The sequence below is a fragment of the Streptomyces sp. SCSIO 30461 genome (assembly GCF_037023745.1).
In the GTDB taxonomy this organism is placed as follows: domain Bacteria; phylum Actinomycetota; class Actinomycetes; order Streptomycetales; family Streptomycetaceae; genus Streptomyces.
The window spans coordinates 3,417,934-3,430,917 of sequence record NZ_CP146101.1 but is presented as its reverse complement, the minus strand read 5'-3'; the positions used below and the strand labels follow the sequence as shown (position 1 = coordinate 3,430,917).

The window sequence follows — 12,984 nt, the reverse complement described above, 5'->3', positions numbered from 1 at the left end:
TCATCCCGCCTTCACGTGCGTCCAGGCGGCGTCACGCGCCTGCTCGCCCTTCGCGGTGCCGTTGCGGAAGTAGAGGTCGTCCTTGAGGTCATCGGCCGAGACCAGGCACTCGGGGAAGGGTTCCACGAGCGCGGCGTAGGTGTCCTCGGTGCCGCCGACCGGCATCGGGTAGCCGATGTACTCGATGTTCTTCTTCACGTTCTCCGGGCGGAGCATGTAGTCGATGAAGAGCATCGCGGTGCCGGGGTGGCGTGCGTCGGAGGGGATGGCATAGCAGTCCGAGTTGACCGGCGAGCCCTCCTTGGCGATCTCGAAGCCGAGCGCGGATGGGTCTTCGGCCTGGGCGAGCATGGCGGCCATGTCCCCGCTCCATGCCTGGGTCATCACGGCGTTGCCGTTGAGCAGGTTGTTGTAGCTGTCGCTGGAGAAGCCGCGTAGATGCGGGCGCAGGGACCTGAGGGTCTCGGCGATCCTGCCGAGGTCGCCCTCGTCCTCCGTGGCAAGGTCGAGACCGAGCTTGAGGGCGGCGAAGCCCAGCACCTCGTCGCGGTCGTCGAGCACGAACACCCGGCCCTTGGCCTTTGCGCTCCAGAGGTCGTCCCAGGAGCCGCCGAGGTCGTCGCCGATCTTGTCCTTGCGCCAGCCGATCCCCGTCTTGTACACGATCCGTGGGACGGTGTAGTGCGAGCCGGCGTCATACCAGGGGTCGGCGAAGTACGGGTAGTGACCGAATACCGACTCGGCGTTCCTGAGCTTGCTGTGGTCGATCCGGCGCAGCCGGTGGCCGGCGGTCAGCCGCTGGGCCCATTTGGCGCTGGGGAAGATGATGTCGTAACGGTTCCCCGCGTTGAGCTTGGCGACCATGCCTTCCATCGAATCGAAGTTCGACTGGATGACCTTGACGCCGTACTCCTTCTCGAACCCGGCGAATACGGCCGGGTCGACGAAGTCGGCCCAGTTGAAGTAGACGAGATCCCCGTCGACCTTGACGTCGATGGGGGCTTCGGTGTCCCCGTACACGCTGGCGTCGGCCGGGAGGAACCCGCATCCGGAAGCGGTGAGACCGAGACCGAGACCGGCGGTGGCGGCTGCGCCGGTGCGCAGGAGGGAGCGGCGGGAGAGCGGGGCGGGCGATGGGTGCGCGGCGGCTGGGAGCGGGGATGGGGAAGGCGGTGCCTCGGGGGACATCGGTGTCCTCTCCGTGGATCTGCGCGGTGCGAGCACTGCTCAGGGGCGATCGCGGGGCTTGGGCCCTGCCTGCGGGCAGGGGCCCGGGGGCCGCGGGCGGTGTGCGGTGTGCGGTGGGGGATCACCACTGCCGGGGCCGGACAGATGCGGGTGCGGGTGGTACGGCGGAAGCGCCGGACACCCGCAATCGGGAAGGCGGGGCGGGACGGTCGGGGACTGGCGCGGGGTGAGGACGGGGTGACGGGTTGAGGACGGGGTGAGGTGAGGACGGGGTGAGGTGAGGACCGGGCGGGTCAGTGCTCCGCGCCGTCCAGGTCGGCCCGGACGCGCTCCGCGAACCAGCCGACCGCCGACTCACGCCGGGAGAGGGGGCCGGGCTCGAACCCGGGAGTGGTGAGTCCTTTCTGCACTCGGGCGACGAGTTCGGCGTCCTCGTCGTTCGTGATCCACCCGATGTGGATGTTCAGCCGTCGGGCGATACGTGTGCGCAGCCCGGTCCCACGCTTGGTGTAGAACGCGCCGGGTACGGCCACGCGGTCCACAGCCGTGGGTATGGCGGTCCAGGCAAGCACATGGTCGGGGTAGAAGTCGATGAGTGTGTTGGGATAGATCACCGCGTACCGCCAGACCTTGTGGTCCGCTTCGGTGAGCCCCGGCATGGGGGCGGTGATCCGCTGGTAGAGGCGCTCGGCCCAGTTCGACGACGGCTTGTCCCGCAGGGGCGAGGCGAAGAGCGCGTACGACTCGCCGAGCTCGCAGGTGTACCCCTGGTAGTCGAGCAGGCGCATCAGCCCGGGGTGTGCCACGGGTACGTGGTAGCCCTCCAGGTAGTTGTCGACAGCGACCTTCCAGTTGGCATGCTGCACCTCGGCACCGGCCAGGTCATGGATCCGGCTGCGGCCGATGGGCACCAGATCGGCGCCCGCGTAGTGGCCGACGGCCTCGGCGAGGCCCGCGCACTGCTCGGCGAGCGGTACGGCGTCGGGGTCGTGGTTCACGAAGACGAAACCGAGGAATGACTCGACCCGGACCGGAAAGAGACCGAGTCTCGGCTTGTCGAGGCAAGGGATCTGCCTGGCCTCGGGAGCTCCCACAAGGCGTCCGTCGAGCTTGTACGTCCAGCCGTGATACGGGCAGCGGATCGCCTTGCCCTCCGACTCCGGGGCTGTGACCAGGCGTGTTCCCCGGTGGCGGCACACATTGAGGTGGGCGGCGAGGCCGCCGTCCTCGGTTCGGACGACCAGCACCTCGCGCCCACCGGCGGTGGCCGCGAGCCGTGCACCGGGTCCGGGGAGGTCCGACTCATGGCAGACCAGCTGCCAGGACTTGGCAAACACGTGCGCCTGCTCCGCCGCGAGGCTGTCCGGGGCGGTGTAGTAGCGGGCGGAAAGGGCCTGCCCCGGGTCCGGGACGGGTTCCGGTCCGGATCCCCGGCCGGTGGTCGGAGGGCGAGCCTCGCTAGGCCGGTCATCGGGACCGGGCCGGGCGGACGGGCTCGTACCGGGCGCGATGGGCACGCTGGGGGAAGGAGCGGAGGCGGGGGCGGCACCGGTCGGCGATGCGGTCGACTCGGTTGCGGGGGCTTCGGGCTGCATCGGATGACTCCTCACTGCCGCCAAGCGCGGCGATCGGTGTTGAGGCAGGCCCTGGGGCTTGTCGGCGGGCCTGGCGGCGTAGATGCACCGAAAGCGCGCTGACTAACTGGCCAGTCAGATTGCTGGCAGGTTTCCACGGTGTCAAGACTTGTGGACTGACTAATTAATTAGTTAGCGTAGTCGGCATCGCCACCGCCGGCGATCCGGTACACAGCCGCTGCTCCGGACCGAAGGCGGCAGCGCCGGGATCCATCCCGGGACCGAGCTCCCGCACCCGCGTTTCGCCGAATTCCCCCTTCGCCGCACTCCCCCGTCGCACGGCACACCGCCCCTGGACGCCGGCCCTGCGCAGGCGCCCGGTCCGCAGCCCGCGCCGCAGCGACTCCCCTGCTCCCGTACTCCACTCCACCACTCCCACTCGGAGGCACCATGAGTGGTCGCCGGAGTCTCGCCTGGCTCGGATTGACACCCGAACCGGAGCGGGAACTTCCCTCCACCGTCGCAGCACTGCGCTCACTCGCGCCCGACGCGGACACGACAGCGCCTGAACTGACGGCAGCCGAGCGGCACCGCATGGAGCGCCTCATCCTGCACGGCAGCGAGCGCAGCTGGCTGCGCTATCTCGCCGAGGTGACGGAGCTGGTGACCGCGGTCGCAAGCGGCGCACGCCGGGGCGATCCGGCGGCGGCGCTGCTGGCAGGGGAGGTCGTACTGGACCACCACCGAATGCTGATCGGGTTGCCGGGCAGCGGCTACGGCCGCACGTCGAAGGACCGGCGCGCACTGGAAACGGCGGTCCTCGCCCTGCGCGGGACGGCGGCGGACCACGGGACGGCAGCCGCTCACACCGGCACCGACACAACGGGCCCCGGCGCCGCCGTCGACACGGCCGCCAACGACACAACGGACTCCGGCGCCGGCAGCACAACACCGGAGACACAACGACCACCACACGTACAGCAGGGACGACAAGGAGGCCAGGGATGACCGTCATCCGCTCCCTGATGCCCTACCGGGCCGGCACCATCCTCGGCGCGATGCCCCACGCCGTGGAGAGCGGTCAGGCATACGCGGCGGGCGGCGGCCATCGGGGTACGGAATCCCCCGAACGCCTGCTGGACCATGTCGCCGATGCCGGGCTGCGCGGTCGCGGCGGGGCCGCATTCCCCGTCGCCGTGAAGCTGCGGACGGTACGCGACGGCGGGGGGCGCCCCGCAGTCGTCGCGAACGGCGAAGAGGGTGAGCCGGGGTCGGTCAAGGACCGCTGGCTGCTGCGGGCCAGACCCCATCTCGTTCTGGACGGACTCGCCCGGGCAGCCTCGATCACCGGAGCCACCCGGGGCTATGTCTACGTCTCCGACCCCTACGCCGCCGCGCGGGTCCGCCAGGCAATCGCCGAGTGCCCGCCCCGCATACCGACCGAGGTGATCGAGACCGCACACACCTATGTGGCGGGCGAGGAGACCGCGGCGGTACGCCGGATCAACGGCGGGCCCGCCCTGCCCACCGCGAAGCCCCCGCGCCCTTACGAGCGGGGAGTCGGCGACCAGCCGACCCTGGTCTCCAATGTCGAGACCCTCGCCCGGATCGCCCTGATCGCCACGCACCCCGAACGCCGGCACGAGATCGCGGGCAGCACCGTGCTCACCCTGTCATCGCCCCGTGGCGGCGCGCTGCTCACGGAGGCCCCGTACGGGACCACCCTGGCCGCCCTGGCCACCGTCCAGGGCACCGCGAGACCGGTCGGCGCGCTGATGGGCGGACTCTTCGGCGGGCTGATCGGCCCCGAGGCACTCGGGCTGACGCTCGACGGCGCGGAACTCGCCGCCGCGGGTACAGCGCTGGGCTGCGGAGCCGTCCGGTTCCTCGGTCCCGGCAGCTGCCCAGTGGCGACGGCCGCCGACGCCGCCGGGCATCTGCAGGCCGGAAGCGCACGCCAGTGCGGCGTCTGCGTCTCCGGCACCGCGGCGATCGCGGACACCCTGCGGCAGCTGACCGACGGCAGCGCCCCACCGGACACCGAGGAGCGGCTGCGACGCTGGTCGTCCGGGCTGCCCGGGCGCGGCGCCTGCGGGCTGCTCGACGCCGCGGCAGGGACGGCGGGCAGCCTGCTGCGCGCCTTCCCCGGCCTCGTCCGCACACACCTCGGCGCTGGCTGCGCGGACTGCGCCGCGGCCCCGCCCACCGGCGGCCACCGCCTGGTGGTACCCGTCCCCCCGGTCATGGACCACCTCGGGCAGCGGGCCCACTCCTCCCCGGAATCCGGCCCCGAACGGGTTTCCCCGTCGGGCCCTCGCTGAGCTGAAAGGACCACCATGAAACTCCTGCTGGACTCCACCCGCTGCCAGGGCTACGGCCTGTGCCAGGAACACTCCCCCGACCTCGTGGAACTCGACGAGTGGGGCTATGCGGCGGTCATCGCGGTCCCCGTGCCGAGCGGCGGGGAGGACGCGGCCCGCGCCTGCGCCGAATCCTGCCCCAACTCCGCGCTGCGGCTGGAGAAGTGAGATGGCACGCGATCTGACGGCACTGTTCGACCCCGCGTCCGTCGCGGTGGTCGGTGCCAGCGACGACCCGGCCAAGTACGGCCATGCCGTGGCCGCGCAGGCGCTGCGCGCCCCCGGCCGACGCCCCGTCCACCTGGTCAACCGCCGCGGCGGTACGGTGCTCGGCCGGCCGGCCGCGCCCTCGCTCAGCGCGATAGGCGAAGCGGTCGACCTGGCCGTGATCTCGGTACCAGCCGGGGGCTTCGAAGCCGCCGTCGACGAGGCCCTGAGCTGCGGGGCGCGTGCGATCGTCGCCATCACGGCCGGATTCGCCGAGACGGGCGCTGCCGGGCTGGCCCGCCAGCAGTCGATAGCCGATCGGGTACGCGAGGCGGGGGCCGTCCTGGTCGGGCCCAACTGCCTGGGTATCGCCGACAACACGACAGAGCTCTATCTGGCGTCCGACACTTTCACCCCCGGCGGGATCGCGCTGCTGAGCCAGAGCGGCAATCTCGCCCTTGAGCTCCAGCTGCGCTTCGCTCCGCACGCTCTGGGCTTCTCCCGCTTCGTCTCGCTCGGCAACCAGTCGGACGTCACACTCGTCGATCTGGTCGAGGACTGCGCCCGGCACGACGGCACTTCCGCGCTGGCGGTGTACGCGGAGGATTTCGGCGACGGCCGCGCCTTCGCCCGGGCAGCCGCCACGGCCGGCAAACCCGTCGTGCTGCTGACGGCCGGACGCGGCAGGGCGTCGGCCCGCAGCGCCCAGTCCCACACCGGCGCCCTCACCACATCCGCCGACGTGGTGGCCGCGGCCTGCCGCGACGCCGGAGTCGAGCTCGTCGCCACGCCTCGGGAGATGACCGTCGTGCTGGCCGCGCTGCGCTCCGGTGGCCGCGGTTCAGGGCGGCGTACGGCGGTGTTCACCGACGGCGGCGGCCACGGTGTGATCGCCGCAGACGCCGCCGAGTCGGCGGGACTCGACGTCCCCGAGCTGGGCGAGAAGGCTCAGTCCCGGCTGCGGTCGGTGCTGTGGGAGCAGTCGGCCGTGGGAAACCCGGTCGATCTGGCCGGAATGGGCGAGCAGGACCCCCGGTCCTACGCGGAGGCCGTCGGTTCGCTGCTCGACGCCGACGAGGTCGACGCCGTGCTGATGACGGGCTACTTCGGTGGGTACTCCGCCTCCGAAGGCGGGCTCGGCGGCGGGGGTACGGCCTTGGCCGAGGGCGAGATCCGAGCCGCACGGGACATCGTGCTGCGTCGTGTGGAGCGCCCAAAGCCCCTGGTCGTCCAGTCCATGTATCCGCAGGCACCGAGCTGCCGGATTCTCGCGGACGCGGGGGTGCCGGTGTTCTCCGCCACGGAGGACGCGGCTCGTGCGCTCACCGCGCTGACGGTGGGTGAGGGCCCGGAACCGCACGGGGTCCACCCCCTGCCCGCACCCGCGGCACCGCTGGAGGACCCCGGCTACCACGGCGTTCGGGCTCTGCTCACAGCAGCGGGGGTGCCGTTCCCGGCGGCGCGCGAGATCACCGGCGAGGCCGAACTGATCGCAGCAGCAGGTGAGTTCGACGGTCCCTATGTGCTGAAGGCGCTGCATCTGCTGCACAAGTCCGACGCGGGCGGTGTCGTGCTTCGGCTCCCGGACCGGGCGGCGCTGCTGGCCGCGTACCGGGAGATGCACGCCCGGCTCGGCGCGGCCGCGTACTCGGTGGAGGCGATGGCCGATCTCAGTGACGGGGTCGAGCTGATCGTGGGCGTCAACCAGGACCCCCGCTTCGGCCCCGTCGCCATGGTCGGACTCGGCGGGGTGCTCACCGAGACGCTGCACGATGTCGCGTTCTCCCTGGCCCCCGTGCCCGCGCCGCGCGCCGAGCGGCTGCTGCGAGGACTGCGCACGGCGGGGCTCCTCGCGGGAGTACGCGGCCGGCCGGCCGTCGACATGACCGCGGCCGCCGAGGTCATCGCCCTGATCACCGAGGTCGCCGCGGCGCATCCGGAGATCGCCGAGCTGGAGATCAATCCCCTGCTCGTCCGCCCGAGCGGCGTACTGGCTCTGGACGCCCGGGCCGTACTCGCCTGAACGGCCCGCCCGCCGACCTTCCTTCCCCCGTTCCCTCTCTTTGCTCCCCTTCTCACTTTCTCCCCCGTCTCTCCCATCTCTCCCCCGAGGAGGCGTCCATGGACTTCCGCTACACCCCCGAGCAGGCCCGGCTCAAGGAGCGGGCAGCCGAGTACACCCGGTTGCTGATGCGTTACGAGAACCAGTCGGAGGAGGCGGGCGGTCCGCTGCCGGCCGACACCGTCCGGGAGCTGACCCGCGCGGCGATCGACGCCGGTGTGTACGCGATCAACATGCCCGCCGAGTGGGGCGGGGCCGGTCTCTCCCTTCTGGACCAGGTCATCGTGGAAGAGGAGTTCGGCAAGGTCACCAACTGCCTGTGGGACATCCCCTGGCGGCCCGCCAACGTTCTCGCGTACGGCACGGAGGCGCAGCGTGAGAAGTACCTGCTGCCGGTCATCCGGGGGGAGCGGTTCGACGCCTTCGCAGTGACGGAGCCGGGTGCGGGCTCGGACCCCTCGTCAGGTGTGAGCACGGCGACCAGGACCGAGGGAGGCTGGCTGCTCAACGGCGAGAAGTGGTTCGTGACCTGCGGTGACATCGCGGACTTCCTGCTCGTGCAGGCCGATGCCGGTCCGGACCGCGAGGCGACGCTGTTCTTCGTGGACAAGCGGGCCCCTGGCCTGGAGATGACCCGGGTGCCGCACTTCATGCACTCCGCGGTCAACGGGCATCCGGAGTTCGTGCTCACCGACGTGTTCGTGCCCGACGAGGATGTGCTCGGCGGTGTGGGCCGCGGCTATGAGCTGACCAAGGAGTGGTTCACGGACGAACGCCTGATGATCGCCGCCCGCACCGTGGGCGCCGCCGAGCGCGCGCTGGAGCTGGCCCGCGAGTGGGCCGTCGAACGCCGACAGTTCGGCTCCCGGATCGCGGACTTCCAGCTCATCCAGGGCATGCTCGCCGACTGCGCCGTGGACATCGCCGTCAACCGCGCCTACACCCACCAGGTCGCCTGGGAGGCCGATCAGCCGCACACGGACCGCAAGACGCTGCACGCCAAGGCGTCCACGGCGAAGCTGGCCGCCAGCGAGGCCGCCGGGCGCGTCATCGACCGCTGCCTCCAGATCTTCGGAGGCCGCGGCTACGACCGCCACTACCCGGTCGAACGGATGTACCGCGAACTGCGCGTCGACCGCATCTGGGAAGGCACCTCCGAGATCCAGCGCCTGATCATCGCCAACGAGCTCATCAAGCGCGGCACCCAGGCACTCGCACTCCCCCTGTCCGGCTCCTGACCCCCGTTGCCCCACCGATACCCGAGGACTGCCATGGACTTCCGTCTCACCGCCCGTCAGGAAGAGCTGCGGGGCTCCGCCCGCGAACTCACTCAGTTCATCATGAAGTACGAGGTCGACTGCGAGGAGAACAACGGCCTCCCGCCCGCCGCCCACACCGAGATCCGCGACGCGGTACTGGCCAGCGGACTCCAGGCGGTCAACATGCCCACCGAGTGGGGCGGTGCCGGACTCACCATCCTGGAGCAGGCGACCGTCCAGGAGGAGCTGGGGCGCCTCACCGGAGCGTTGTGGGACATGGTGTGGCGGCCGGCCAACGCGCTCCGCTTCTGCACACCCGAGCAGCGGGAGCGCTATCTCGTGCCGGTCATCCGGGGCGCGCGCCGAGACTGCTACGCGGTGACCGAGCCCGAGGCCGGATCCGACCCGCAGAACCTGAAGACGACAGCGACGCGCACCGGCGACGGCTGGTCGATCAACGGCGAGAAGTGGTTCGTCACCGTAGGGGACCACGCCGACTTCATGATCGTGCTGGCGGCGGCCGGGGAGGAGCGCGCGCCGACCCTGTTCCTGGTGGACAAGGACACCCCAGGCATCGAGATGACCAGAGTGCCGCGCTTCATGCACACCTTCGTGTACGAGCACCCCGAGTTCACCTTCAGCGATGTGCGGGTGGGCGATGACGCGGTGCTCGGCGGAATCGGCAACGGCTACGACATCACCCGCTCCTGGTTCACCGAGGAGCGCCTGATGATCGCGGCCCGCACCACAGGCGCGGCCGAGCGCGCGCTGGAGCTCGCGCGCGACTGGGCCGTCGAACGCCGACAGTTCGGCTCCCGGATCGCGGACTTCCAGCTCATCCAGGGCATGCTCGCCGACTGCGCCGTGGACATCGCCGTCAACCGCGCCTACACCCACCAGGTCGCCTGGGAAGTGGACGCGGGGCTGTCCGACCGCAAGACGCTGCACGCCAAGGCAGCCATCGCCAAGCTTTCGGCGAGTGAAGCCGCGGGCCGGGTGATCGACCGCTGTGTGCAGATCTTCGGCGGCCGCGGCTACGACCGCTCCTACCCGGTGGAGCGTCTCTACCGCGAACTGCGCGTCGACCGCATCTGGGAGGGCACCTCCGAGATCCAGCGCCTGATCATCGCGGGTGAGCTGGTCAAGCGCGGCACGGGGGTGCTGCAGTTGCCGACCGAGTGACGGCGGAGGGCGGCCACGGCTGCGGCCGGTGTGGGCTCCGGGCTCCCGGGCCCTGCCCACACCGGTTGGGACGGTGCCGCACCTGTTGGGACGGCGCCCGCACCGGGCGACCGCACGACGAGGCGGACAGTCCCAGCCCAAGGGAGCAAGGGCGAGCTAGGGCGTGTTGCGAAAGTCCCTCCTGACCCGCGACGCCTGGCACGCACGCTCGCTGCGTTGTCGGAGTCATCCAAGTACGTCCAGTACGAGGATGATCCTCCGCCTTGCGATCGCACGCACCAGACGCCGCAGGCCCCGCCCTGCGGGCGGACGGAGCTACTTTCGCAACACACCCTGGACCCCGCACTCCCGAGGGACCGCGACCACGGTCCCCACGAAGACCACGACCACGAACACCAAAGGTGCCGAGAACGGCGCGCAGGAGGAGACCATGGCCGAGACCGGGCAGCCACCCATCGAACGGGTCGGCGTCGTGGGGTGCGGGCTGATGGGGTCCGGGATCGCCGAGGTATGTGCGCGGGCGGGTCTTGACGTCGTGGTGGCCGAGTCGGGTGCCGCCGCCGAATCCGGCCGGGCGCGGATCGCGGAGTCACTGGGGCGCGCCGTGGACAAGGGCAAGCTGTCCGCCGCCGACAGGGACGCGGCACTGGCCCGGATCGCGGTCGTCGACGATGTGAGCCAGCTGGCGGACCGGGACCTGGTCGTGGAGGCCGTCGCCGAGGACGCGGACCTCAAAGTGGAGGTGTTCAGCAGGTTGGACGCGGTGGTGAAGAACCCGGACGCCGTACTGGCGACCAACACCTCGTCCATCCCGGTCATCCGGCTCGCGGCGGCCACCTCGCGGCCACAACAGGTGATCGGCCTCCACTTCTTCAACCCGGTGCCCGTATTGCCGCTGGTCGAGCTGGTGCCGACCCTGCTGACCTCCGACGAGACCGTCCTGCGTGCCGAGGCGTTCACCGAGGGCGTGCTCGGCAAGCGGGTCGTGAGAGCCAGGGACACGTCCGGGTTCATCGTCAACGCGCTGCTGGTGCCCTACCTGCTGGCGGCCGTCCGGATGGCGGAGGCCGCAACCGCCTCCGTCGAGGACATCGACCGTGCGATGACGCTGGGCTGCGCGCATCCGCTGGGCCCGCTCGCGCTGACCGACCTGATCGGTCTCGACACGACCCGGGCGATCGCGGAGTCCATGTACGAGGAGTTCCGGGAGCCGCTCTACGCTCCGCCGCCCCTGCTGTGCCGGATGGTCGAGGCGGGTCTGCTCGGCCGCAAGTCGGGCCGGGGCTTCCACACGTACCGGTAGATCTCGCCTGGCCCGGGACCGCCACCGGCGTGGATACGCGAAGATGGGAGGTGGCGTCGGCGCGGCCCGGCGCAGAGACCGCACCGCAGGACCGACCCCAGGGGGTATCCACGTGGCCATGGCCGAACGCACTCGCGAGACACGTGAGCGGATCCTGTCCGCGGCCTGCGAAGTGATCGCCGAGGTCGGCTTCGAGAAGATCCGCATGCGCATGGTCGCGGAACACGCCGGTGTCTCGACAGCACTGCTGCACTACCACTTCGAGAACCGCGAGAAGCTGTTCACCGAGGCGATGACCCATTCGTTCGCTCATACGAGCACCGAGCTCGAACGGGACGCCGGTTCCGTGCCGGCTTCGGTGATCCTGGCGCGGATCCTGCACAGTCTGCTGCCGACCGACCCGGTGCTCAGGCAGGACTGGCGGCTGTGGCAGGAGCTGTGGGTGCGGGCGCTGCGCGATGACGCCACGCAGAAGTTCGCCGTGGATCTGTACGACCAACTGCACACCTGGGTCGGCACCGCGTTGCGGCGGGGCATCGACTCGGGCGAGTTCTCGCCCTTCGATGTGGACGCGACCGCCACGCTGCTGCTGGTGATGTGCGACGGGTTCGGCATCCGGCTGATGCTGGGCGACCCACGGGTGACACTGGATTCGGCGCAGGCGGCGATCTGGGGGGCGGTGGCGCCCGCCCTCGGCGTCCCCGGGGCGTTCCCGGAGATCTGAGGACGACAGGCACCGCACGGCTACCAGGTCACCGGCAGTTCGACCGGGAAGCGCCCCGTCCTTGGCCGCGGCCGGCGCGCCGATCAGGTCGCTTCCCGGGGTGTGCCGCCGCTCCTTGACCAGCCGGTCGAAGTAGGACCGCAGTGCCGCCTTCGCTCTCGCCTAGATCTGCTGGCCGTCCTCGCCGGTGGAGAGCAGCCGGTACGCGAGGTCCTCTCACCACTCGCGGGAAATCATGCGGAAGCAGGACACGACCGGCCCGGCCATGTCCCACCCATGCGTCCATGTGCGCGCCGCATCGGTCCCGGACACCTCTCGACGCCCTGATTGCCCCTCATCGAGTACAGCGGCAAGCGGCCACCGGTCTGCTACTCGCCGCGCCAGACGTTGTCGAAGGCGGCCTGCTCGATGGCACGCCGCTGCCTCAGGGCCTCCAGTTCCGTCAGCGACCCGTACACGGCGGCGAGCACGGTGTCCACCGCGTCGTCTCCCGTGCTCGGCACATCGGCTCCGGATTCGGGCTCGGCTTGGGCATCCGCATCCGCGTCGGCACCCGCGCCCGCGTGGTCGGCGGTGCCCTCGCGCCGGATACGCACCGCCGTGGCGAGGGCGACCAGCACGGGCTCACCCGACACCCAGCGACCCAGGGCGTCGCGGAGTGCCGGCGAATCGGCGGGCTCGACACGCCGCGAGCGGAAGGTCAACCCTCGGCGGCGCGGCCTGCTGAGCAGACCGTCCGCTTCGAGCGCCGCCAGATAAGCCGTGGAGAGGCCCCGGCCCCTGCGCCACAGCCAGTCGTCCACCGACTCGTACGGTCGCTCGCGAACCACGGACTCCGCGGCCTGGTCCTGCAGGGAGTCGCCGTGGGCGGTAGGGGTGCCGGGCACGATGCGGTCGCCGTCCAGGGCCACCGCCCCGGCACGGATGAGGTCGATCACCTCCGCGCCCGCGACGGCGAGCGAGAAGTCGCCGTGTTCCACGGAGCGGCCGGGCTCCGTGTGCAAGGCGATGATCATCAGGTCCCGTGCTGTGGTCATATGAATCCGATCCGCCCTCAGGGTGCCGTGTCAGCCGGTCTCGGGCACCATCCGGAAGCGTGCGGCGCCCGAGAGCATCCTGTCGTAC

At 70.9% G+C, this 12,984-nt stretch carries 11 protein-coding genes; 8 read left to right on the top strand and 3 right to left on the bottom strand.

The genetic code is table 11. From position 1 onward, the window contains the following. Both V1460_RS15045 and V1460_RS15040 read right to left on the bottom strand, forming a co-directional pair. Entirely contained in the window at window positions 1–1,188 is a 1,188-nt protein-coding gene (locus tag V1460_RS15045) for a spermidine/putrescine ABC transporter substrate-binding protein (protein WP_338674228.1), read from the bottom strand. Between the two features lie 293 nt (window positions 1,189–1,481). Further along, the gene (locus V1460_RS15040; protein ID WP_338674227.1) at window positions 1,482–2,783 is read right to left on the bottom strand and encodes an SRPBCC family protein; all 1,302 of its coding nucleotides are present in this window, start codon (window positions 2,781–2,783) and stop codon (window positions 1,482–1,484) included. 429 nt (window positions 2,784–3,212) lie between these two features. Between V1460_RS15040 and V1460_RS15035 the strand changes: the two genes are divergently transcribed. The 8 genes from V1460_RS15035 to V1460_RS15000 all read left to right on the top strand — a co-directional run bounded on the left by V1460_RS15035 (window position 3,213) and on the right by V1460_RS15000 (window position 11,859). Continuing rightward, complete coding sequence (locus tag V1460_RS15035; protein ID WP_338674226.1) at window positions 3,213–3,770, top strand: hypothetical protein; 558 nt, start codon at window positions 3,213–3,215, stop codon at window positions 3,768–3,770. Continuing rightward, window positions 3,767–5,083 (top strand): NADH-ubiquinone oxidoreductase-F iron-sulfur binding region domain-containing protein, encoded by a 1,317-nt coding sequence (locus V1460_RS15030; protein WP_338674225.1) that lies wholly within the window; start codon window positions 3,767–3,769, stop codon window positions 5,081–5,083. The genes V1460_RS15035 and V1460_RS15030 overlap by 4 nt, the downstream gene beginning before the upstream one ends. Window positions 5,084–5,098: 15 nt before the next feature. Beyond that, window positions 5,099–5,290, top strand: coding sequence for a ferredoxin (locus V1460_RS15025; protein ID WP_338674224.1), 192 nt, complete (start codon window positions 5,099–5,101; stop codon window positions 5,288–5,290). Window position 5,291: 1 nt separating this feature from the next. Then, window positions 5,292–7,352, top strand: a complete 2,061-nt coding sequence (locus V1460_RS15020; protein ID WP_338674223.1) for an acetate--CoA ligase family protein — start codon at window positions 5,292–5,294, stop codon at window positions 7,350–7,352. Window positions 7,353–7,450: 98 nt separating this feature from the next. Beyond that, window positions 7,451–8,629 (top strand): acyl-CoA dehydrogenase family protein, encoded by a 1,179-nt coding sequence (locus V1460_RS15015; RefSeq protein WP_338674222.1) that lies wholly within the window; start codon window positions 7,451–7,453, stop codon window positions 8,627–8,629. 33 nt (window positions 8,630–8,662) lie between these two features. Continuing rightward, the gene (locus V1460_RS15010) at window positions 8,663–9,832 is read left to right on the top strand and encodes an acyl-CoA dehydrogenase family protein (RefSeq protein WP_338674221.1); all 1,170 of its coding nucleotides are present in this window, start codon (window positions 8,663–8,665) and stop codon (window positions 9,830–9,832) included. A gap of 430 nt (window positions 9,833–10,262) precedes the next feature. Beyond that, a complete protein-coding gene (locus tag V1460_RS15005) occupies window positions 10,263–11,135 on the top strand; it encodes a 3-hydroxybutyryl-CoA dehydrogenase (RefSeq protein ID WP_338678056.1) in 873 nt (290 codons plus the stop codon). A 118-nt stretch (window positions 11,136–11,253) separates the two neighbouring features. Beyond that, complete coding sequence (locus tag V1460_RS15000) at window positions 11,254–11,859, top strand: TetR/AcrR family transcriptional regulator (RefSeq protein WP_338674220.1); 606 nt, start codon at window positions 11,254–11,256, stop codon at window positions 11,857–11,859. 368 nt (window positions 11,860–12,227) lie between these two features. On the opposite strand, the gene V1460_RS14995 is transcribed toward V1460_RS15000, so the two are convergent. Continuing rightward, complete coding sequence (locus tag V1460_RS14995) at window positions 12,228–12,896, bottom strand: GPP34 family phosphoprotein (protein ID WP_338674219.1); 669 nt, start codon at window positions 12,894–12,896, stop codon at window positions 12,228–12,230. Window positions 12,897–12,984 lie beyond the last annotated feature (88 nt).